Genomic DNA, 20,546 nt, shown 5'->3' with positions numbered 1-20,546 from the left:
CGGTATGTACATATAAAAAGAAATAACCTAGATTCGTACAATAAAATATTTGGCATGCTCGATTACTTCATACATCTTATTCACAAATTCCCGGTTGTATTGCTTATATCGCTCTGATAACTGATCCCACTCGACTAATGCAGGATGTAGCTTTAGATTCGAATCTTTGAGTTGATTCATAACAGCAGGCTTCCAGCCATAAAGGTAGTGATATGCCCTCCAGCGGTTGTGCTCACTTATCGCCAACACCTCGCTGTGCTGAATAAATAGATGAAGCACCTCATCCTTAGTCAATGCATGCTCTTTTTGCGTGGTATATTTTAGTCCTAGCGCTCGAAGCTTCACATTATAATGATCCGCCTGCGAAATGTTAGACATTCTGCTGAACAGCGCCTCCTGATTCCAACTTGTTGCATCAGAAGCGATATCGCAATATAACTCATGAATTTTCCGGCCAAATTGTTCAAGCTTATCCTCCAGAATAACTTCCTCCGAAATGACATCCCTTCCTAAACTAAACGTGTGTAATCGAGAATACAAATTTTGATTCGCATCCAGCCATGGAGAAAGCCCCGCATCGGATGACATTTTCGTGTAAACATTGGTTTCTGCAAAAGTAGCTTTCAAGCGCATCGCGATTGATATATTATCCATGTCATGGTTTGTGCTTACTACGATATAAGTCGGAGGTTCTAATAGTTCAAATGGATAGGACAAAGCATTCGCTTCAATAAATTTCACATCAAACATCGTAAGCAATTGAGCGTACTTTTGTTGCGCCACTTCCTTGTACTCATTAGAATTGCAATCCAGAATTGAAATTTTCATTTTTTCCTGACGGGGAAAGTGGGCCAGCTTCGCAGCTTGTATAAACACATGTTCTCCACTGTGCCCGAAACCAACAATAAGAAGATGAGGACAGCGCGAACCCTGCTCAACCGTTGTATTTTCATAGAAAGGATATTTATTGAATAGTACTCTAATTGCATTTTCATAAACGTTAAAGCTATGTAATTCATAAGTTGCTTGGTTATCCCGCTGAATGGCATCCAACATATCATCAAAGGCAAATTGCTTTAAATGAACCTTTACCTTGATGGGTTGCCTAGGCATCTTGACCTTATTGAAATAACTTGTTATTTGAAGCAGCGTTTCTATATTAGTAGAGTCCTCCAGACTAAACAGAACAATGTGTTTTGCTCGGTGAATACAAGCCGATTGAAGATTTTTTACATCATACAAATGACCAGAGATGACAACTGCACCTTGCCGTACGGCAGTTGCAATATAAGAAGGGTGACCATCGTAATCAATGACACAAACATTCTTGTGCTTTGATAATAACTCCATCGTAAGCTCTAATGAATATTTATTAAGACCGACGATGACTGTTCTATTATATCTGTAGCGTAGGAAGAAAAATCTGAGATAGTGATAGCTGCTCGTAAGGATAATATATAACAGCGAAGAAAGCACAGTAGTTGCAGCGGACCATCTTGCTAACTCAAGCATAAAGGGAGCCGCAGCATTCAAGGGCATATCAAAATCAAAAATAAAAAGCCGTAGAGTAGAATGGATAGATTGGGCTAAATTATAATGAGCCTCATAATGAAAGCCATAAAACCCTGATACCAAGGCAATTACCGCGGAGATTATAGAAAACATCACCCAAGCTATACGCACCTGCCGATAATTCCGAAAATCTAAATATCTAAACTCACTTATTAAATTCAAAAACGTCACCTCATCCAAAATTATGATCTGTCGTGGATTGCTAAACAGAGCAAATTTATAAATATCTTAATCACTGATAACTCTATAAATGGGGATTGTTTGTTAGTTTAGCATTACAATTATACTCTATTTTCCATTTTTAAGGACGTGATTTCTTCTTTATAGTTTTGTCTTACCGATCCTACATGACGATAAGTACATTCCCAGTTTATCATCCTACTTTAAAAAATTTCACAACAATATCTTATGTACAATGCATACCTTGAAGTACCGTAAGACGCAATGTCCCAGTAGTACTTTCATCCCCGTCCAAATGTCCATCCTATAATTGGATATTACCTCTAGTCCAATATTATCATCTCAGTTTAGCTCCGACAAAGAATTGTAATTTCCTAACAATGGCTCTTCATGCTTGCTGCATTTTGTAGGGAAGGCTACCCCTGTCTTTCATAAAACAACAAAACTGACCATTTAGCAGTGGTCAGTTTTGTTTTATACTCACACAAACCCAACTTTAATGAGAAGGATGCGTGAAGAAATGGAAGCACAATTAAACTTAATACATAAAATTGGCCTTGGAATTTCACCTCAACAGTTCATGGATGGCATGCAGATTCGTACAATGGAACTCAGTAAGATCCCGAATACCAAAGAGCGGCTATTGACCATTAACGAGAATCATGACTGGACGCAGGAAGATCACAAAGCATTCTTACACTATTATTTTACCAAAAAAATAATAAATTTTTTTCCAATGGGATTTACAATTTAGAAAATACAGACAAATAGTACTTACATTTCGGGCAGTAATTAAAGAAGCTGAATTGCACGAAACTCTTTTGCAACCACATATGACTCGCCAAATATAATGACCTTGTATTCTGTTTGCTTACCATCCCGTTGCTTATCACTTTTTGATGGTAATAACTTTCCTTTTAAACCATTAAACTCCAGCACGTTGAAATATTCCTTAACTAGATTCACCGGAGCTTTTGCAAAAAGACCTGAATTAAACTCTAATAACCGTTCCATATTACCATTGATATAAGTTCCAAAAGGTATTAAGTTATTTGTAATTACTCTATGAGCAACATATAGTTCCCCGATCATCTTCTTTATATCTTTTATGGACCCATTGAAGTAAAGTTCATAAAAATCTTTATTGTAATCCCATAAATATTCATGCTCATCTAAAACCTTCAAATCAGAAAAGTAATATATTTCGAGTTTATGCTCACCATAGTCCTTACAGTGAATTTCCCACTTTTGAAGTGCATTTTCATCTTCTTGATATGTAAGTTCAAGGGTGAGCTTTAGGCTATTACCCACTACGACAAAATTAACTAAACTTAAATACACATCATCCTCAAATATTTCGCTATCTATTTTGTCTATCATATTTTGAATCATATTATCATTCCTTTCACGCTATAAATTAACTTGTTCTTAAGTTTCTCTGGCGTAACTGGTTAAATTGTCGTCTTTTTCCATCATACTATACCGAAACCTATTCTCTCTACAATGACAAAACATAAAAAAAACAAAAGCTCGTGATCCTTAGCTCAGAAGAGCTGCTAGATCACGAGCTTCTTAAATCATCACGTCGAAGAGGGAATCGTAATGAAGGTTTGCTTCCGTTGAGGCAGGTCCTTCTGCTTACGCCATACCCCTTTTCCTCCCGAACGAACTTGCCCTTTGCCGATCCCGACGAAGGCTGTGGCGGCAATTTCCTTAACTGTAGAGGTCACATTATGCAACATTTCTCCCACATCCTGAACGGTATCCACGATGGGCTCCACCTTACGGATTTTCCCCTTCACGTCGTTGGAGATATCCCCCGCCGTATGCAGTATCCGCTTAGCTCCCTCGGACAGCTCCCGCGTATCCTTGCGAACCTCTGCCAGGGTATGATTCGTCTCCGTTAACGACTCCATCGTCTTGCTTAATATACGTATGCCATAGTAAGCTAAAGCCGCGAATGACACGGCAACCAATGAGACGTTTTTCTCATGTGACACGGTGAACGCCTCCTTTTAAGGAATCATTACCCCGAGCAAACTTTGTCCTAATCAGGCACGGACAACATAGAGTGGGAACGATGAGCAACCTAGTCACCAAGTGTGGAGCGCATTGCTCTGGAACGTCCACTCCGGTGTAGCGACTCCCCCATCACTCAATGAATACCAAGGATTGTTTTTATAGCCCTCCAACGCACCCGGACTTCTTAGAATCTGAATATCTTGAGCCGGCATATAACTCTGGGCAAGCATATATAGTTTCTCTCCGGTTGCCGGGTTGTGAGCCATATCTACAACAATAATGGCATGTCCGGGAAAGCCGCCTTGGATGAAAACGTCCCCAATCTGCATATCTGCATTGTCTATCGGAGTCAATTCATCTTCTAACGAATACGTATTGGCATAAGCATAAACAACGGACAAATACCGTTGAAAGCTTGCGTAACTATCATCATTCTTGCGATTAGGCACCCACGAAACCTGGTTCCCGGAAACCTTAATTCCCTTCCCTGTGCTCCAAGTGCTGAAATTCGCTTTAAATCCACTGACAAAATGAAAAGAAATCGCATCCGCTTGTCCGTTGGCATATAGATATTCGGCCCGCAGACGCATCACGCCGTCGGCACATTGCTGGAGATTCTCTCGCCCCAAATCATAGTCAACGACCGCATGGTACGCAGCATCGTCTTTAGCCTGGCCATTGTGGTAACGGACTTTGGTTCCGTCCGGCTTCAGCGGGAGGTGCTGTAGGTAATGCTGGAACGTCCCTTCTTGAGTCTGCACTCTTTGGAATCCCTGCGGGACGTGGAACCGTTGTGCCAACGTTGTACCTTGCGGGTTCTTCAGATTCTTGAGTTGCACGATCTGGGGTTGAACCTCAACCTCCGCCTGATTTATAGGTTGAGTGGGGGGTGGTGCGGTTTCTTGAGCACATGAACTCAGCAGAACCGCACAGCATATACTCCATGTACTGACATAAAAAACAAGCTTCTTCACACCACGCCACTCCTCCCCAAAAAAAAGCCTTCAAATCAACTACATATCCTAGTTTGAATATATCACATTGGGTTGCATATGAAGAGTGTCAACGTACGTATCAACAAGTGCTGGATGAGATTGAATAGAACGGCTCAAAAAAAGGAGAACTTTTACATAGTCCTCCTCCCTATCTATAGACTTCATCTTTATGTTCTTTTCTCGAACTCCGCTAAGATCTCTTCGTACGAGAGCAGAGAAGTATTCGCGTATATCAGATCCGCTTCGGCTAGCGTCTCTGCCGAGCCTACACCGACCGCGAACATACCCGCTCCCTTAATTGAAGTCACGCCTGCTGCGGCATCTTCCACGCCGATACATTCGGACGGAGCAACGTTCAGCAACCGTGCCGCCGTCAGGAAGATCTCCGGATCGGGCTTGCTTTTGCTGATGGTTGCTGCGTCTACGATGACGTCGAATTCCTCGGTCAGTCTAAGGGAATTCATAACGTCCGCAGCATTCTTGCTTACCGAGGCCAACCCGATCTTCAAACCGCGCGAGCGAATCTCTGCAAGCAGTGGCTCAATGCCCGGCAACACATCATCGGGAGTGATCTTCTTAATGAATGTGCGATAATGCTCATTCTTCTTGGTGGCTAGCGAGTCTTTCTCTTCCTGCGTGAAATCGTTCATTCTACCGCCGCGCGTTAGTATTTTGTCCAGAGAATCCATTCTCGAGATGCCTTTCAGCTCTTCGTTGAATTCTCGGGTGAAGGATATGTCCAGTTCCTCAGCCAGCGCCTTCCAGGCTAGATAATGATATTCCGCCGACTCTGTGATGACGCCGTCCAAGTCAAATATGAAAGCTTTCAATGGTTTACTCATTCAGCTATCCTCTCGGTCTGTCTGATCTCTACCGTTACTTCGCCGTTAGGGGGAAGGCTGTACCGGGTATTGTACACGCCAATGGACAGCTCCGGCCCTTCTTGAGATATCGTGACCTGTTTCTTGTCCACCAAGACCTTCACATAATGTCCGCGGTATACGATCTTGAACGTGTACTGTTCCCATTGCTGGGGAATGAAAGGCGCGAAGGAAAGCGATTCGTTCGCTGTCCTCATTCCGGCAAAACCCTGGACGATAGCTAACCATGATCCCGTCATTGAAGTAATGTGCAAGCCGTCTTCCGTATCATTGTTGTAGTTGTCCAAGTCCAGACGCGCTGTACGGTTGTACATCTCATAAGCTTTCACTTCCATGCCGAGCTCCGACGCCAAAATGGAGTGAATGCACGGTGATAGCGACGATTCATGAACGGTCATGGGCTCGTAGAATTCGAAATTACGGCGTTTCTCCTCCATCGTATACTCATCATTCAGGAAGTAAATCCCTTGAAGTACATCCGCTTGCTTGATGAAGCAGCTGCGCAAGATACGATCCCAAGACCACTTCTGATTGAGCGGACGTTCTTCCGGTGCCAGCGTATCAGCCGTCCTAAGATCCTTGTCGAGGAACGTGTCGTGCTGAACGAATACTTGGAGCTCTTCACTGTATGGATAGTACATGTTATCGACAATATCCTGCCACTTGGCGGTTTCATCCGCCGTAATTTGCAGGTCCTGGAGAGGTTTATCGTGCCCTAGACTCTTGAGCTGGTCAACAACCTGTAGCGTATACCTGAGTGTCCAGGCAGCAATCGTGTTGGTGTACCAGTTGTTGTTCACGTTGTTCTCATATTCGTTAGGGCCCGTAACGCCGTGCATCATATACTTCTTTGTGCCCGCATGATAATGCACCCGGTCTGCCCAGAAACGAGAAATGCCCGTCAAGACGTCGATACCGTACTCATGGAGATAATCTTGGTCTCCTGTGTAATTCACGTAATTATAGATTGCATAGGCAATTGCGCCGTTCCGATGAATTTCTTCGAATGTGATTTCCCATTCATTATGGCATTCCACGCCGTTGAAGGTAACCATCGGATAGAGTGCGCCTTTCAACCCTTGCTGACTGGCATTGTGGTACGCGCCCTCAAGCTGTTCGTGACGGTATATGAGAAGATTGCGGGCAACCTCAGGCTGGGCTGTAGACAGGTATAGCGGAATTGCATACGCTTCCGTGTCCCAATAAGTAGCTCCGCCGTACTTCTCGCCTGTTAACCCTTTGGGCCCAATGTTCAGCCTCGCATCTTCCCCATAATAAGTGCAGAAGAGCTGGAACAGGTTGAAGCGGATGCCTTGCTGTGCCTCTTCATCGCCTTGAATCTCGACGTCCGCAATCTCCCAGCGCTTCAACCAGACTTCCTTATGTTCATTAAGAAGCTTTGCATAACCTTTAGCTTCCGCTCTTGCCAACACAGCCTTGCCTTTAATAGTTAGCTCGTTGGCCTCATAATCACGGTCCGTCGTGACGGCTACGTACTTGTTGAGCGTGACTTGACGGCCTTGCTCCAATGAGATTTGAATTGTATTCTCTACATACTCTTCTTGTTTCGCGAAGGCCACCCTCGCTTCTGCACCTTCCACGACAACTTTCATCACGTGTGCAACCTGGAATTCAGGCGTACCGAATGGATTGCTCTTCGTCTTCATGGTCAGGCTTGCTTCATAGGCTGAGGCATCCACGTCTATCGCCACCCAGAAGTCCTCATCATAGTTGGAGTCCTCGTTACGGATATCTCCGTCCAAGTAAGGAATGAATGTAACTTGGCCGCTGTAATTGATCGCCGTTACAGAATAACGGATGACGGCCAGCTCTTTCTCTGCCACAGACAGAAAGCGAACGGCCGTTACTTCGGTTTCCTTGCCGTCCTGAATGAGGGTAAATTTACGTGTCAATACACCATGCTGCATATCGAGTTCGCGATAATAATTGTGAACCGTCGCATGATTCAGATCCATTTCCTCGCCGTCAATGAGCACCCGTATGCCAATATAGTTAGTTGAGTTAATCACCTTGCCAAAATAATGAGGATATCCGTTCTTCCACCAACCGACGCGCGTTTTGTCCGGAAACCAGATTCCCGCCACGTACGATCCCCGATGGAAATCGCCGGAGTACAATTCCTCAAAATTGCCACGCATCCCCATGTGACCGTTGCCGAGACACATCATGCTTTCGGCTAGTCGAAAGTCTTCCTTGTGAAGCTCCGTTTCGATAATTTTCCACCCGTCTACCTTAAACAACCTTTGCATTCTTTCACCTCTAATTGTAATGAAATAATGATGCGTGGTATGTAAAGAACGGTGTTATGATACCCCTAGGCAACTTCATTCATTCGATCAGCAAAAAAGAGCGCCCTGATACCTGATAGATACTCGTTTTTGGAACTTTACTTCTAGAGTAGTTTGATTACCGCTTCCAGCTCATCAACCAAACCTTTGGCAAGCTCGAAATTCGTATCTTTTAATGCCAACTCTATTTTCATTTCCAATGCTTTTTTGTTTTGCTCCATGGCCAAATAGTCTTTATCAAAATGACGAGCATAAATCATCTCTCTGAATTCTTCCATGCTCATTTTGGTAATCGTCTTATCGTCAATGATCAGCACATAGTCCATACCATTTACAACAGAATAGAAATCATGCGAAATCATGAGAATCGCGCCTTTGTAGTCTATAATGGCTTTCTCTAGTGCTAGTTGCGTATAGGTGTCCAAATGGCTTGTCGGTTCATCCAGAAGCAATACATTTGCTTTACTGGCAGCAACTTTAGCCAACTGGAGCATATTTTTCTCCCCGCCGGACAAAGAGCCAATCTTCTGATCAACAGTTTCCCCTTCAAAGCCATAGTTTGAAATATACGATCTAACCTCATCATAAGTGTTAAAACCAGCATCGATGAATTCTTCTAATATGGTATTAGAATCGTTAAGCATCTCGCCTTGGATCTGAGATAAATAAGCCACTTTAACATCAGCATGTATTTCAATGGAATCGCGGCTATTGTTGAAGATATCTCGAAGCAGCGTCGTTTTCCCAGTGCCATTTGGACCAATTATAGCTACTTTATCCTTAGATCTGATCTGGAAATTAACATTTTGCAAAAGCAGCTCATCAAAGGCAACACTATAATCACGGACCTTTATAACCGTGCTTTTTTTAATTTCCTTATCAACATCGAAACGGATCGTCGGCTGCTTAATATCAACGAATGGCGCCTTAAGTCTACGCGCTTCCAATCTCGCCTGAAACCTCACTCTGGCCTTTAAAGCTCTGCCTCTAGAGGCTTCTGAATTATAAGTTGCAATCACTCTTAGATTATCGATAATTTTCTCGTTTCTCTTCACTTCTTCTTCCTCAGCGACTGTGAGTTCTTGTAACTCGACCTTGGTCTGAAGTAAGGAGAAATTATAATCTATATATCGCCCATCAAACTCCTGGATCTCCGTGTTTTCCAGGTGTAAAATTTTGTTGAAACAATGATTCAATAGATATCGGTTATGCGTAACGACCAGCATCGTTCCTTTGTGAGAATTGATAAGATTCTTAAGCGCATTGAGGTTTTCAAAATCCAAAAATACATCCGGTTCATCCATAATCATGAAGTCTGGACGACGAAGCATTTCCTTGATCACTTGAATAAGCTTGAATTCTCCGCCGCTTAGGTCGGTTACCCTATGATCTTTAAGCCTCGTGAGGTCTGCCAGATATAGTTTCTTATGAATGCTGCTTTCAAAATCATCCCCACCGATCGACTCTAATGCGTCCAACGCTAGTTGATACTTTTCTAATAACGCATCCATATCCGAAGATGTTTCCATTTCCGTAAAGATCGATGTGATTTCATGCTGCAGCTTCATAAATTCTTCTGCTATATATTCAAAAACAGTGGTTTCCTTCGTCTTGTCTAGTTGAGAAAATTGGCTCACATGGCCGAGTTTCCAAGTCGGATCAATCTCTAACTTGCCCTCGAACATATATCTTTCCGGATCCATCAGTATATCGATCAAAGTACTTTTCCCACTGCCGCTTGTTCCTATAAAAGCACAATGTTGTCCCTCTTCTAACGTAAATGAAATGTTATTATATAGTTCTTTATTTGGAAATGAGAAAGATAATTGTTCAACGTTTATCATCGTATTGCCTTTCTTTATAACCGAATTTGTGACGTTTACCGTTGTTAGAGTAACACGGTTTACAACCAACTACAACTGCTCTCAGTATCACCCAATTCTGCCCTACTTATATACTCCAATATGGAAAGTGTGCTTGACATTGTTTATATTGCACGATATGCTTTCGTCATGGGAAGTTAGCTTTCCATGAGTAGGAGGGTAAACGCCTTGAACAACCGTTTAGAAGAAATCCGCAAGCAACGCGGAATGAAGCAAGAAGAATTAGCAGCGGCTCTTGAAGTGTCAAGACAAACGATCGGTTCGTTGGAAAACGGACGTTATAATCCGTCGATCCTACTAGCGTTTAAGATCGCACGTTTTTTTAATATGAATATTGAAGAGATCTTTATTTATGAGGAGGAGGATCAGGTATGAACAAAACGGTTTCGGCTTTCTTTATCACCGTTGTAGGCGTAGGACTACTAGCCGTTGGTGTGTATTTCATCAAAACAGTTGATGATCCGCAAGGTATACTTCGAGCGTTGCCTTATCTCTGTGTTGGGCTTGGCTGTGGTATGTTCGGTCACGGTACTGGAGAAATACTCATCCGAAGCGCTAAGAAGAGAGCTCCCGCCGCGGCGAAGCAGCTAGAGATTGACGAGAAAGATGAGCGTAACCAGGCCATTGCCAATCGAGCCAAAGCAAAAGCATATGACATGATGGTGTTCGTCCTTGGTGCCTTAATTTTATCCATTTCCTTGATGGGGATAGACATTATCGTGGTATTGCTATTGGTTTTTGCCTATATGATTATCCTTGGATATAACTCTTATTACCGTTACAAGTACTTTAAAGAGATGTAATCCTGACAAGTAAACGACAGTTTAGGACTTTATTTTCTTCTCCTACGCTGTCGTTGTTTCATGTCAATACTCAGTCTTTACGGTCCTTTACCATTGTTTCTATAATGCTAGAACGCTCCTTAAATAGGACGAGAAGCTCATCGGGTATCCGTTCAAACTCGACCCCTTTCCCCAGAAACAAAAGCCAATCCGCATAATATGAAAGCTCCTCAACATCCGTCACATCCAGCTGAACATTGAACATCCCGCTCGACTGAAACATCCCTGTAAGGTACAAAATAATCCCCGGCGGATGCATACGCTTAAAACGTTGAATCCCTATTGTATCAAGCTTGACAACAAGATTAGATTCACGGGCTCGATCTCGTTTTTTACTTAATATTTCTTGTTCCGACCATTTCATCTCCCGCTCAGAAATGGCCGAATCACGGAGCATTTCAACCGGCAAATAGCGAAACTCATCCGTATCCAAATCATATACCTCGACCAACCACTGAGCGTTCGAGTTAAAAATATGCAGCAGATAAACATCCAACAGTTGCGGCCAGCCAATATTCAGCTCATATGTCATGCGCAAATGCTTGTCCCGTACAGCAAGCGAAATCAGCTTATTCAGCTCCGCAGGCGCCGCATCATCGAGTTCCAATACATGCGGGTTACCCGGATTTGTGTTCTCAAAAAGCAAGATATTATTCAGCTCAATCAGCTCGTCTTGCTGGGTTTGCGACGCGATCCCGATGAGTTTTTCAGTGATGGAACGGCGGTTCTGCAGATAAGGCAGCTGCGAATTTTTCGAGGCCATAAAGCTGATAAATATGGCTTTGAGCTCATCCGGCGTAAAGCGGGTGGCGGGCAGATACTGATTTTGCAGGACATGGTAACCGCCGCCGCGTCCAAGCTCAGTCGTTAGCGGAAAGCCCATCGCCTGAATCTCGTTAATGTCGCGGATTGCCGTCGCACGGGAAATCTTGAACTCCTTCTGAATCTCGGCAATTGTAAACTGCGCACGATTATTAATGTAGCGCATAATCAGGTTCACTCGCTCTGTTTTCTTCATGACATTATTATATCTAAAATGCAGAAAAAAAGAGTATCATTTTTTGATACATTTAGGAAATAGAATCAGTCTTGTAAGAAATAAATCCACTAAAGGAGAGAATCATATGTCTAACTACTCCATCAAAACAATCTCGGAAAATTACAAAATGACGGCTTTCGGTGTTACACTTGATGATTATAACGACTGGGTAGGTAATGCGGCAAAAACTGCAGAGAAAAAAGCGGAAATCACGGAAAACGGCAAGCTTGCTGAACTACTCTCGCTCGCTGACGGGCAAGAATATCAAATCAACTACGTCATAGACGGCAAGGCTTGGCGGGGATTCGGCGTATTGGGGGAGTTCGACGTGGAAGACGCGGTTGTCCTGAATTTCCTTGCTGGCGACTACCTCATCGTGTCAGGCACAGGCACTGACAAGGACCGTCTTGCGGACGAGATCACGGGCAAAGTTTTTGGCGGCTTGTTGCAAGAAATCAAGGACTATAAATACGTTGGACCTGGTAACTCAACATTCGTCAAAGCAGCGGACAACGGTACCTTCTATGGCGAAATGTGGCTTCGTGCCAAAAAAGTTGAAGTCTAATCTCTGAGATAAAAGGAGCATACCCATGGCAGATTACACGCTTCAGCACAAAAAATCATTCACATTGACAGCTTATGGGTTCTCAATCCAGTCAAATTTTCAAGACATGCCGGCTATGCTAAAGGAAAAAGCCGAGTTTTGGAGCAAACTCAAAGCTGACGGGCGTTTTGATAAGCTCAAAGAGGCCGCAAAGGATGATCGCGAATGGTCAGTCAATGAGGTTTATCAAGGTAAACCGTGGAATTATTTCGCTGTAGAAGCTGGGAAATCCGTGGCTGACGCAACGAGATTCATCGAGTTTCCCGATAGCGACTATATCGTGGTCTCAGGAAGTGGCGACAAGGAAGCTCTGTTTGATCAACTAACCTACCGTGCTTTCGGCGAAGTCTTAGCCGTAATCACCGACTATGCTTATATCGGCGGTCCCAATGCGACTTATCGCAAAGATAACGGCGACGGCACATTCTACGGTGAATTTTGGGTGCCTGTGGTTAGGAAATAAGAGCCCGTGCTGGCGGGAACAAAAAGAGGGTGTCCCAAAAGCCATGAAAAATGGCTGAGGGACGCCCTCCTTTAATATGGTTCATAAAAGAACCAGGGTTTCCATCCCGTGTGGCCTTTTATACTCAGCTCCAACTGCTTGTTGTATCATTCATATAGAATTGGAACGTAATGTTATAATGGTCCTTCACGATTCCGAAGCAAGGACTGAATTCAGTTTCCTGCAACGGGAACAACACTTGCCCTTTTTCCCTAAATTTATTGTACATTGCTTCAATCTCACTTTGTTGCGTCGCTGTAATGCAAATATTCACCTGATTTCCGATAACATAAGGTTGCCCCGGAAAGAGGTCAACTACCATCATATCATTCTCACCGGTTTGCAACACGGCATGGGAAATACGGGTTCTCCATTCTTCAGGCAAATGGTCGGCATCCTTACCTTCCCCGTACGTAGTTTTGTACAGTAGTTCTGAGTTCAACGCTTCCCTGTAAAACTCAATAGCTTCCGCAGCTTGCCCATCCAGGATAATGAACGATGTTGAGCGCATTGTCATTTCATCAATCTCCTTTTCAATTGAATGATCCAATTGTTATTTTTTGGACTTCATTAGCATCATATCGTACAATAGTGACAATATTTGTCTTAATACATGAAAGGGAGTTTATGATGGCAAAGTCCAAAAGACTGATTGAAATTATGATGGCCGTCAACAAAAAAAAATCTTTCAACGCCAAAGAGCTTGCCAGTGAATTCGGAGTTTCCACACGGACAATTATACGGGATATGCAGGAATTGAGCGCGCTGGGGGTTCCTTTTTATTCGGAGGTCGGTCAGCATGGGGGATATAAGATGATTAACGAGAGAATGCTGCCCCCAGTTGCATTTACGGAAGGCGAAGCGCTTGCTGTTTTTTTTGCCAGCCATGCATTGAGGCACTACGAGGACCTCCCGTTTGAGGCGGAAACATATTCAGTGTTGCGGAAATTTTACTCTTATATGCCGGAAGATATTCGGAACCGTATCGACCAAATGCGTAAACGATTTGATCTGGTAACGCCGATGAGACATACAAGCACGCCTTATTTGAGCTTGTTGCTGGATGCAGCGATCGATCAGAACGTGGTGCGGGTGGAATACGAATCGAAACAAAATAAGCAATCAAGAGATATTCAGCCGATTGGAATTTATGCAAGTAACGGGTTCTGGTATTGTCCGGCCTATTGCTTCTACCGCCGAGATATTCGCTTGTTTCGCTGTGACCGGGTTAGGTCTGTTGAGCTGTCCGAACTGAAAGCGGTCGATTTGACGCAAGTGCATACAGGAAACTGGGAATCTTACATGGAGGAGGAAGGTCCGGTTATGGAACTTTACGTTGAGCTTACTGCAACAGGGGTGCAGAGATGCGAGTCCGTACTGTGGCCTGCGCACAAAATGCAAATCCATGTCCGAGAAGACGGCACAGGATGGATGGACGATCCAATCCACGCGAGCAGCCTTCCATTTTTCGGCCAATATTTTATTGGATTGGGTATGGATGCAAAGGTAAATGCGCCAGACGAGCTGATCCATGTTATGAGAGAAATGCTGGACAAACTAATGGCGCAATATCGGTAGTGATAGAGGGACCAATGGGGGTATGCTTTGAGCTCAATCCCTTCCTGATTGTCCATAGCCGGCGTAACCTAGTCCGAGACCTCCCGAAAAAGACAAGAGAGCTGCCGAGGCAGCTCTCTTGTGGTTGCTTAAATTCTGAAGCTGTCGCCCCTCACACCCGCTTATTATACGCCCGCATGGCAAAGACATAGGCCACAATCATAATCCCGATGCACCACGCAAGTGCGATCCATATATCATTGCCCACCGGCTGATTCGACAGCAGTGCGCGAATGGCTTCCACGATCGAAGTTACCGGCTGGTTATCGGCAAAAGCGCGAACGACCTTCGGCATCGAATCCGTCGGCACAAAGGCCGAGCTGATAAACGGCAGGAAGATCAGCGGATAGGAAAACGCGCTTGCACCTTCTACCGAGCTCGCGGACAGTCCGGCAATCGCCGCGACCCAAGTCAAGGCCAGAGTGAACAGCACGAGAATGCCGGCAACGGCAAGCCAAGGCAGTACACCCGCCGATGAGCGGAAGCCCATCAATAGTGCTACGAGAACGATAATGACAAGAGATAGGACATTGGATACCACCGAGGTCAGCACATGCCCCCACAGCACGGCGGAACGCGTAATCGGCATCGTATGGAACCGCTCAATGATGCCCCGTTGCTTATCCAGAAACAGGCGGTAAGCCGTATAAGCAACACTGCTGGCAATCGCAATCAACAGGATGCCGGGCAATAAATAGTTCACGTAGTTATCCGTGCCGGTTTGAATGGCGCCGCCGAACACATACACGAATAGCAGCATCATGGCGATCGGAGTGACGCAGACCGTGACGATGGTGTCCATGCTACGGAAAATATGGCGCATAGAACGTCCGAGCATAACACCCATATCGCTGACAAAATGTTTCTTTACCGTATCCATTTACATTGCCTCCTTATTGTCAATGATGGCGAGGAAGATTTCCTCTAATGTCGCTTGTTTCTCAACGTACTCTGCCTTGGCTGGCGGGAACCGTTTTTTCAATTCCGAAAGCGTGCCGTTAGCAATAATTCTACCCTCATGCAAAATGGCAATTCGGTCGGCAAGTTGCTCGGCCTCCTCCAGATACTGCGTGGTAAGAAAGATCGTCGTACCGCCATCAGCAAGCTCCTTAACGATCTTCCAAACCTCGATTCGAGCCTCAGGGTCAAGCCCGGTTGTCGGCTCGTCAAGGAACACGATCTGCGGATTTCCCACAAGGCTCAGCGCGATGTCGAGCCTGCGGCGCATTCCGCCCGAATAAGTAGATGCCTTTCGGTCCGCGGCATCCGTCAAGCCGAAGCGTTGAAGCATATCGTCCGCAACCTGACGTGGATGTTGGAGATGACGCAGCTTGGCAAGCATGATCAGATTTTCCCGTCCGGTCAGAATCTCGTCAACCGCGGCGAATTGCCCGGTCAAACTGATCGACTGCCGCACATGGTCCGGCTTTGATGCAACATCAAAGCCGTTAACGATCGCGGTTCCGCTGTCCGATTTGAGCAGCGTAGTGAGGATTTTGACAATCGTTGTCTTGCCAGCCCCGTTAGAGCCGAGCAGGGCGAAAATACTGCCCTTTTCCACTTCAAAATCTACGCCCTTCAGGACATGAAGCTGCTTGTAGGTTTTTTGCAAGCCTTTTACTTGAATGGACTTGGTTTGCACGGTTTTCATTTGAATACCTCCCTTATATTAGTTAACTGTAACTTTTGACAAATTGGCTTCCATGCCTTTGAGCGCAGCATAGGTCAGCTTATCCATCGTCGCCCCGTCAAAGCAGATCGTTTTGATTAAGCGATAGTACTTTTTAGTCAAAGTAAACCCTGGGTGGAAAGAAACATTGCTTAATGTGGCGCCCTTGAACGAAGTGTTGCTTAATGCTGCTCGGTCAAACTTCACCCCGATAAACGTCTGTCCGTCGAAACGCTGCCCGCTCAGATCGGCGTACTTGAAGTCAACCCCATCAAATAAACAGTCTTTGAATTTCGTTGTTTTCAGATCGGTCGTCGTTAACGTGACGTCTTTCAGTCTAACTCCCGTGAATGTAGCTCCGTCAAGCTGGGAGCTGTTGAAATTGGTTCTTACAAGTATCGACTTATTAAAGCTTGCTTTCGAAAGGTCCAGTGCTAAGAAGCTGCAGTCCGTCAGATTCGCGCCGTCAAAGTTGGCATTGCGTACATCGCTGCTCTTAAACGAACTTCCCGTCAAATCCGCGCCAGAAAAGTCGGAGCTATGCAGCGCGCTGTGATTAAACTGTCCTTTATGAGCCTTAACGCCCCCAAGGTCGCTATTTACCAGGTTACTGCCGCTAAAGTTAGTCACAACTTGCTGCTCCATTGAGCGGGTGTTCATTTTCTTATTCATCATATTCACTTCTCCTCATAATAAGTTTTTTTGACATGCTCTTTGAACTTGGATCTACTATTCATACCAACCGATGGTATGAATAGTTTTAAAAATAAGCTGCCTCTCGGCAGTTTAGTTTTCTATGCTGACTTTACTAGCTGACATACGTAGCAGTTTCTCGTATCGTTGAAACATTTGCTCTTCGAACAGCTCAAGCCCCAGACCTTTCAATATTTCGTTGAAAAATCTTAACTTTCGCAGCACCGCCTCGGGCGAAGCAGGGATAACCATCGGGTTTAGCCAGATGTTGGTGAGAATCATCAACGCTTCGCTAAGCTCCCTTGGATAGTCGGTTCGGATCGAACCGTCTCGCATCCCCTGCTCGATGATGGGCTGGATATACAGGGGTACGGCTTTTTCAATGATGTTCTCGATCTGTGCCGCCAATAGCTTCGGATTGCGTAAGAGGTTCGGCGCCGCCGATGCCATTTCGTCATGGGCGGGATTGTCGAGTGAGACCTGGGAAATCTTGCGCAGCTTTTCCAAACCGGTCAGCCCATTGTCGTCCCGAACACCGGACAGCATCTCGTCAACACCTTTGAACAAATGCTCAGTGACGGCCTGTAAGATTTCCTCTTTCGACTTGAAGTGATGGTAAACTGCCCCTTTGGTCAGCCCGCCTAACTCGTTGATGATATCCTGAATGGAGGTTTGCTCGTATCCCTTCTGGATGAACAGGTTAAGAGATACGGTTAGAATCTGGTTGACTGTTTCTTCAGGATATTTATTCCTGGCCATTTGCTTTCTCCTTTCATACATTCGGTTGGTATGTAACAACTATATCTGATCATTCTTTTAATGTCAACACCTAAAAACAAAATTATTAGATTTTTTTTGAGGGGGTTTTGTATCACCTCCTAGGCGATGATGTTCTCCAGGTATCTAACCATTTTCCTATCGCTCTTACTGAAAGGAGCTGCGCACACAGTAAAAAAAACCGAGGGATTCTCCCCCGGTTTCCGTTGTGCTGCTCTATAATTAGTCCTCTATGACCTGATAAATTGTAGTCCAGAAATCTTGGATTACCCTTGCCGAAGCCGGCGTGGACATCCCAACCTGAGTGAGCAGGACTCCAAAGAGATTATGTTCCGGGTCGGCATACGCCGTAGTGCCTGTTCCTCCATCCCAACCGAACTGGCCTATAGGCGCATAGTCTCCGCGGTAGGTACGTACTGCCATTCCCATGCCCCAACCTCCTTGCTGTCCTTGGCCGAATGACACATGGACGTTGTTGGTGGCCATGGCGGTTCGGGCTGCCTGTTGCTCGGGCATGAGTCGGTTGGTAGTCATCAGCTGGACGGCAGGCCGAGAAAGAATTCGCTCACTTCCATGCATTCCTTGGCTCAGCAGCATTTGGAAATACACTTGATAATCGTCGACGGTCGAAACCAGATCACTTGACTGTAACGCCGGAAGCTTACTATAGCGTCCCCCTGCTGCCTCATCCCATAGATGGAACTGCCCGGTTTGAGGGTCGGGGTAGTAGCTAGGTGGCAGCCGATCGATCTTACTCTCAGGCACATATAAGCCGGTGTCCTTCATCCCTAGTGGATCCAGGATGCGTTCACGCAGGAAGGACTCATACGTCTGACCGGTGACCCTGGAGACGAGCACACATAGCAGGTCGTTACTGATGTGATACTGCCAGCGCTCTCCGGGCTGGTGGGTCAATGGGAGTGTGCCTAGGCGGCGCATCCATTCGTCCTGTTCGGGCACCTCCGCCAAACCCGGGAAGATCCCCTGCTCCAAGATCGCGGTCATAATCGGGGTGCCAATCGCTGCGTGATCCAAACCTAGCCCGAACGTGGAGGTCAGCAGATCTCGAACGGTGATCGGCCGCCGTGCGGGCACGGTTTCGTCGAGCGGTCCGTCCGCCTGTTTAAGTACCTGCCGGTTAGCGAGCTATTTCATAACGGAGGACACATTCGCAGAGGCAGACGCGACCTTGCACATTTAAATACGCATCTCGAGCTGGAATCCTTACCAACCGGGGGGTGGGGGTATGACCACTTTCCGTTGTCGGCTCGTTACGCTCAACGGCTCGGCATGGACTTCCTGGGGATGACGGGGAAATTTCATACCTTCTGGGGTGAATTCGGAGGTTACAAGCATCCGAATGCCCTGCGCTATGAGACTTCTTTAAGCTTAGCCAATGGTGCCCGATGCTCGATAGGCGATCAGCTTCATCCCCTAGGATTAATGGATGAGGCAACCTATACACTCATTGGGAAGGCTTACAGCGAGGTGGCGGAGAAGGAACCATGGTGCGAGAACGTAAAGAATGTCGCGGATGTGGGCTTGTTATCCGTTGAAGCGGCCGGCATACATACTCCTGAAACGCAGGCCGAGTATACAAGTGAATCCGATTCAGGAGCTGTACGAATCCTGCTGGAAGGAAACATTTTATTTGATGTGCTTGATCTGGAAGCCGATTTTAGTAACTATAAGGTGCTCATCCTACCTGACGGAATCCAAATCACGCCGGTTCTGGAAGCAAAGTTAACCCCTTACCTATCGGCAGGCGGCAAAATTCTGGCTTCCGGCGCATCGGGTCTTCGGACGGACGGACAAGAACTCGCTTTGGATCTTGGCGTCAAACGGCTGGGCGAAAATCAATATAGACCGAGCTACTTCAAGCCCTATTTTGAACTGGAAAGTTTGGGGAAATCCTCCTTCGTTATGTATGGAAAAGGGCAGAATGTGGAACGAACTGAAAGCGGAACGGTGCTGGGAGATGTTGAGAATTCGTATTTTAACCGGGATATATTCACCTTCTGTTCGCATCAGCATAGCCCAAGCACGCTTAACAGCGCAGGTCCGGGGATGGTTGAAAGCAGCAACGGCATTTATCTGGCCTGGAATGTGTTTGAGGATTACGCTACAAAGGGCAGTCTCGTATTGAAGGAAATTGTGTTATATGCATTGAAACGGATGTTATCGGATGAGATTACAGTGACAACGAACTTGCCCGCGCAAGGCGTGACCACGTTGCAGCATCAGGAAGAGCATCAACGTTATGTACAGCATTTACTTTATGCCTCTCCTGTAAAGCGTGGAAACGGTGTGGAGATTATTGAGGATATCGTCCCGATCTATAATGTGAAAGCGGCCGTTAAAGTAGGCTCCGTTGACGTAAAGGAGGTCTATCTTGCCCCGCAGATGATTAAGCTTCCGTACAAGGTAAGCGGTAATTATGTGAGTTACACCGTGCCGAGTATGGAATGTCATCAGATGATCGTGATCGAATACTAGAACTGTCGGCTCCGTATTAAAGTGAAGTTACTTTAGTATGGAGCTTTTCGGTTTATTAACATTTAACTAGAGTTACACTTCTTTAGAGTTGTCGTGATATTTATTTTGGACTGGAATGCCGGGTTATCCCGAAGGCTCCGTGGTGTGATCGAAAAAACTGGATTGCGGCCGAAGGCTCAGTGGTGTGATCGAAGAATAATATAATTTTCACCATATTCATAGGGATAACCAGCATCGGAACTGAATTATTTCCACCTGATTCTTCGGGATAACCCAGCATCGGCGCTGAAATGCATGTAATAACGTGGCAGTTGACCAAACAACATGATACGCAGTCGCCCATCCTGACAGGCCTCGATAGATGTTATTTTATGAAGACGATGCGTGCGTAAACAGGTGTAATTTACGGTCCTCGAAGTACAGTTAGGCACCTGAACTGGAGGTATACAGCAGATACAATAAAAG

Annotated in this window: 20 protein-coding genes and 1 pseudogene; 7 read left to right on the top strand and 14 right to left on the bottom strand. The window is 45.4% G+C overall.

Translation table 11 applies throughout. From position 1 onward, the window contains the following. Positions 1–27: 27 nt before the first annotated feature. A complete protein-coding gene (locus tag SY83_RS09370; RefSeq protein ID WP_068606005.1) occupies positions 28–1,734 on the bottom strand; it encodes an NAD-binding protein in 1,707 nt (568 codons plus the stop codon). Between the two features lie 538 nt (positions 1,735–2,272). Between SY83_RS09370 and SY83_RS09365 the strand changes: the two genes are divergently transcribed. Further along, positions 2,273–2,506, top strand: a complete 234-nt coding sequence (locus tag SY83_RS09365; protein ID WP_068606004.1) for a hypothetical protein — start codon at positions 2,273–2,275, stop codon at positions 2,504–2,506. Between the two features lie 38 nt (positions 2,507–2,544). Here SY83_RS09365 and SY83_RS09360 read toward each other — a convergent pair whose 3' ends face one another. The 6 genes from SY83_RS09360 to SY83_RS09335 form a co-directional block, all read right to left on the bottom strand. Beyond that, positions 2,545–3,144 carry a hypothetical protein gene (locus tag SY83_RS09360; RefSeq protein ID WP_068606003.1) on the bottom strand — a complete coding sequence of 200 codons (600 nt, stop codon included), beginning with the start codon at positions 3,142–3,144 and terminating at the stop codon, positions 2,545–2,547. Between the two features lie 188 nt (positions 3,145–3,332). Continuing rightward, positions 3,333–3,752 carry a DUF948 domain-containing protein gene (locus SY83_RS09355; RefSeq protein ID WP_068606002.1) on the bottom strand — a complete coding sequence of 140 codons (420 nt, stop codon included), beginning with the start codon at positions 3,750–3,752 and terminating at the stop codon, positions 3,333–3,335. Between the two features lie 93 nt (positions 3,753–3,845). After that, positions 3,846–4,613: a DUF4846 domain-containing protein gene (locus SY83_RS09350; RefSeq protein WP_197480009.1), complete on the bottom strand. Its 768-nt coding sequence runs from the start codon at positions 4,611–4,613 to the stop codon at positions 3,846–3,848. Positions 4,614–4,936: 323 nt separating this feature from the next. Next, a complete protein-coding gene (gene pgmB, locus SY83_RS09345; RefSeq protein ID WP_068606000.1) occupies positions 4,937–5,611 on the bottom strand; it encodes a beta-phosphoglucomutase in 675 nt (224 codons plus the stop codon). Further along, the gene (locus SY83_RS09340; protein ID WP_068605999.1) at positions 5,608–7,920 is read right to left on the bottom strand and encodes a glycoside hydrolase family 65 protein; all 2,313 of its coding nucleotides are present in this window, start codon (positions 7,918–7,920) and stop codon (positions 5,608–5,610) included. The genes pgmB and SY83_RS09340 overlap by 4 nt, the downstream gene beginning before the upstream one ends. 143 nt (positions 7,921–8,063) lie before the next feature. Then, on the bottom strand, positions 8,064–9,803 hold the full coding sequence (locus SY83_RS09335) for an ABC-F family ATP-binding cassette domain-containing protein (RefSeq protein ID WP_068605998.1): 1,740 nt from the start codon (positions 9,801–9,803) through the stop codon (positions 8,064–8,066). Between the two features lie 207 nt (positions 9,804–10,010). Here SY83_RS09335 and SY83_RS09330 point away from each other — a divergent pair, with 207 nt between their 5' ends. Next, positions 10,011–10,217 carry a helix-turn-helix transcriptional regulator gene (locus SY83_RS09330; protein ID WP_068605997.1) on the top strand — a complete coding sequence of 69 codons (207 nt, stop codon included), beginning with the start codon at positions 10,011–10,013 and terminating at the stop codon, positions 10,215–10,217. Next, positions 10,214–10,645: a hypothetical protein gene (locus tag SY83_RS09325; RefSeq protein ID WP_068605996.1), complete on the top strand. Its 432-nt coding sequence runs from the start codon at positions 10,214–10,216 to the stop codon at positions 10,643–10,645. The genes SY83_RS09330 and SY83_RS09325 overlap by 4 nt, the downstream gene beginning before the upstream one ends. Before the next feature lie 70 nt (positions 10,646–10,715). Here the strand turns inward: SY83_RS09325 and SY83_RS09320 are convergent, their stop codons facing one another. Beyond that, positions 10,716–11,702 carry a helix-turn-helix transcriptional regulator gene (locus SY83_RS09320; RefSeq protein ID WP_068605995.1) on the bottom strand — a complete coding sequence of 329 codons (987 nt, stop codon included), beginning with the start codon at positions 11,700–11,702 and terminating at the stop codon, positions 10,716–10,718. 106 nt (positions 11,703–11,808) lie between these two features. On the opposite strand from SY83_RS09320, the gene SY83_RS09315 reads away from it, so the two are divergent. Then, positions 11,809–12,288 (top strand): hypothetical protein, encoded by a 480-nt coding sequence (locus SY83_RS09315; RefSeq protein ID WP_068605994.1) that lies wholly within the window; start codon positions 11,809–11,811, stop codon positions 12,286–12,288. A 25-nt stretch (positions 12,289–12,313) separates the two neighbouring features. Continuing rightward, positions 12,314–12,790 carry a GyrI-like domain-containing protein gene (locus SY83_RS09310; protein ID WP_068605993.1) on the top strand — a complete coding sequence of 159 codons (477 nt, stop codon included), beginning with the start codon at positions 12,314–12,316 and terminating at the stop codon, positions 12,788–12,790. A 124-nt stretch (positions 12,791–12,914) separates the two neighbouring features. On the opposite strand, the gene SY83_RS09305 is transcribed toward SY83_RS09310, so the two are convergent. Next, a complete protein-coding gene (locus SY83_RS09305; RefSeq protein WP_068605992.1) occupies positions 12,915–13,346 on the bottom strand; it encodes a VOC family protein in 432 nt (143 codons plus the stop codon). Between the two features lie 113 nt (positions 13,347–13,459). Here SY83_RS09305 and SY83_RS09300 point away from each other — a divergent pair, with 113 nt between their 5' ends. Further along, positions 13,460–14,407 carry a helix-turn-helix transcriptional regulator gene (locus SY83_RS09300; RefSeq protein ID WP_068605991.1) on the top strand — a complete coding sequence of 316 codons (948 nt, stop codon included), beginning with the start codon at positions 13,460–13,462 and terminating at the stop codon, positions 14,405–14,407. A 151-nt stretch (positions 14,408–14,558) separates the two neighbouring features. Here SY83_RS09300 and SY83_RS09295 read toward each other — a convergent pair whose 3' ends face one another. The 5 genes and pseudogenes from SY83_RS09295 to SY83_RS09275 form a co-directional block, all read right to left on the bottom strand. Then, positions 14,559–15,326, bottom strand: coding sequence for an ABC transporter permease (locus SY83_RS09295; protein WP_068605990.1), 768 nt, complete (start codon positions 15,324–15,326; stop codon positions 14,559–14,561). Continuing rightward, positions 15,327–16,097, bottom strand: a complete 771-nt coding sequence (locus tag SY83_RS09290) for an ABC transporter ATP-binding protein (RefSeq protein WP_068605989.1) — start codon at positions 16,095–16,097, stop codon at positions 15,327–15,329. It lies immediately after the preceding gene. An 18-nt stretch (positions 16,098–16,115) separates the two neighbouring features. Next, positions 16,116–16,790, bottom strand: coding sequence for a pentapeptide repeat-containing protein (locus SY83_RS09285; RefSeq protein ID WP_082882425.1), 675 nt, complete (start codon positions 16,788–16,790; stop codon positions 16,116–16,118). A 111-nt stretch (positions 16,791–16,901) separates the two neighbouring features. Continuing rightward, positions 16,902–17,567 carry a TetR/AcrR family transcriptional regulator gene (locus tag SY83_RS09280; protein ID WP_068605988.1) on the bottom strand — a complete coding sequence of 222 codons (666 nt, stop codon included), beginning with the start codon at positions 17,565–17,567 and terminating at the stop codon, positions 16,902–16,904. Between the two features lie 240 nt (positions 17,568–17,807). After that, positions 17,808–18,731, bottom strand: a pseudogene (locus SY83_RS09275) (serine hydrolase domain-containing protein); the annotation flags it as partial. Positions 18,732–18,845: 114 nt separating this feature from the next. Here SY83_RS09275 and SY83_RS09270 point away from each other — a divergent pair. Further along, on the top strand, positions 18,846–20,081 hold the full coding sequence (locus SY83_RS09270) for a beta-galactosidase trimerization domain-containing protein (protein WP_068605987.1): 1,236 nt from the start codon (positions 18,846–18,848) through the stop codon (positions 20,079–20,081). Positions 20,082–20,546 lie beyond the last annotated feature (465 nt).

Source organism: Paenibacillus swuensis, from assembly GCF_001644605.1.
Taxonomy (GTDB): domain Bacteria; phylum Bacillota; class Bacilli; order Paenibacillales; family DY6; genus Paenibacillus_N; species Paenibacillus_N swuensis.
Note: the sequence above shows the minus strand (reverse complement) of the source record. Positions and strands in the feature narration are given on the sequence as shown.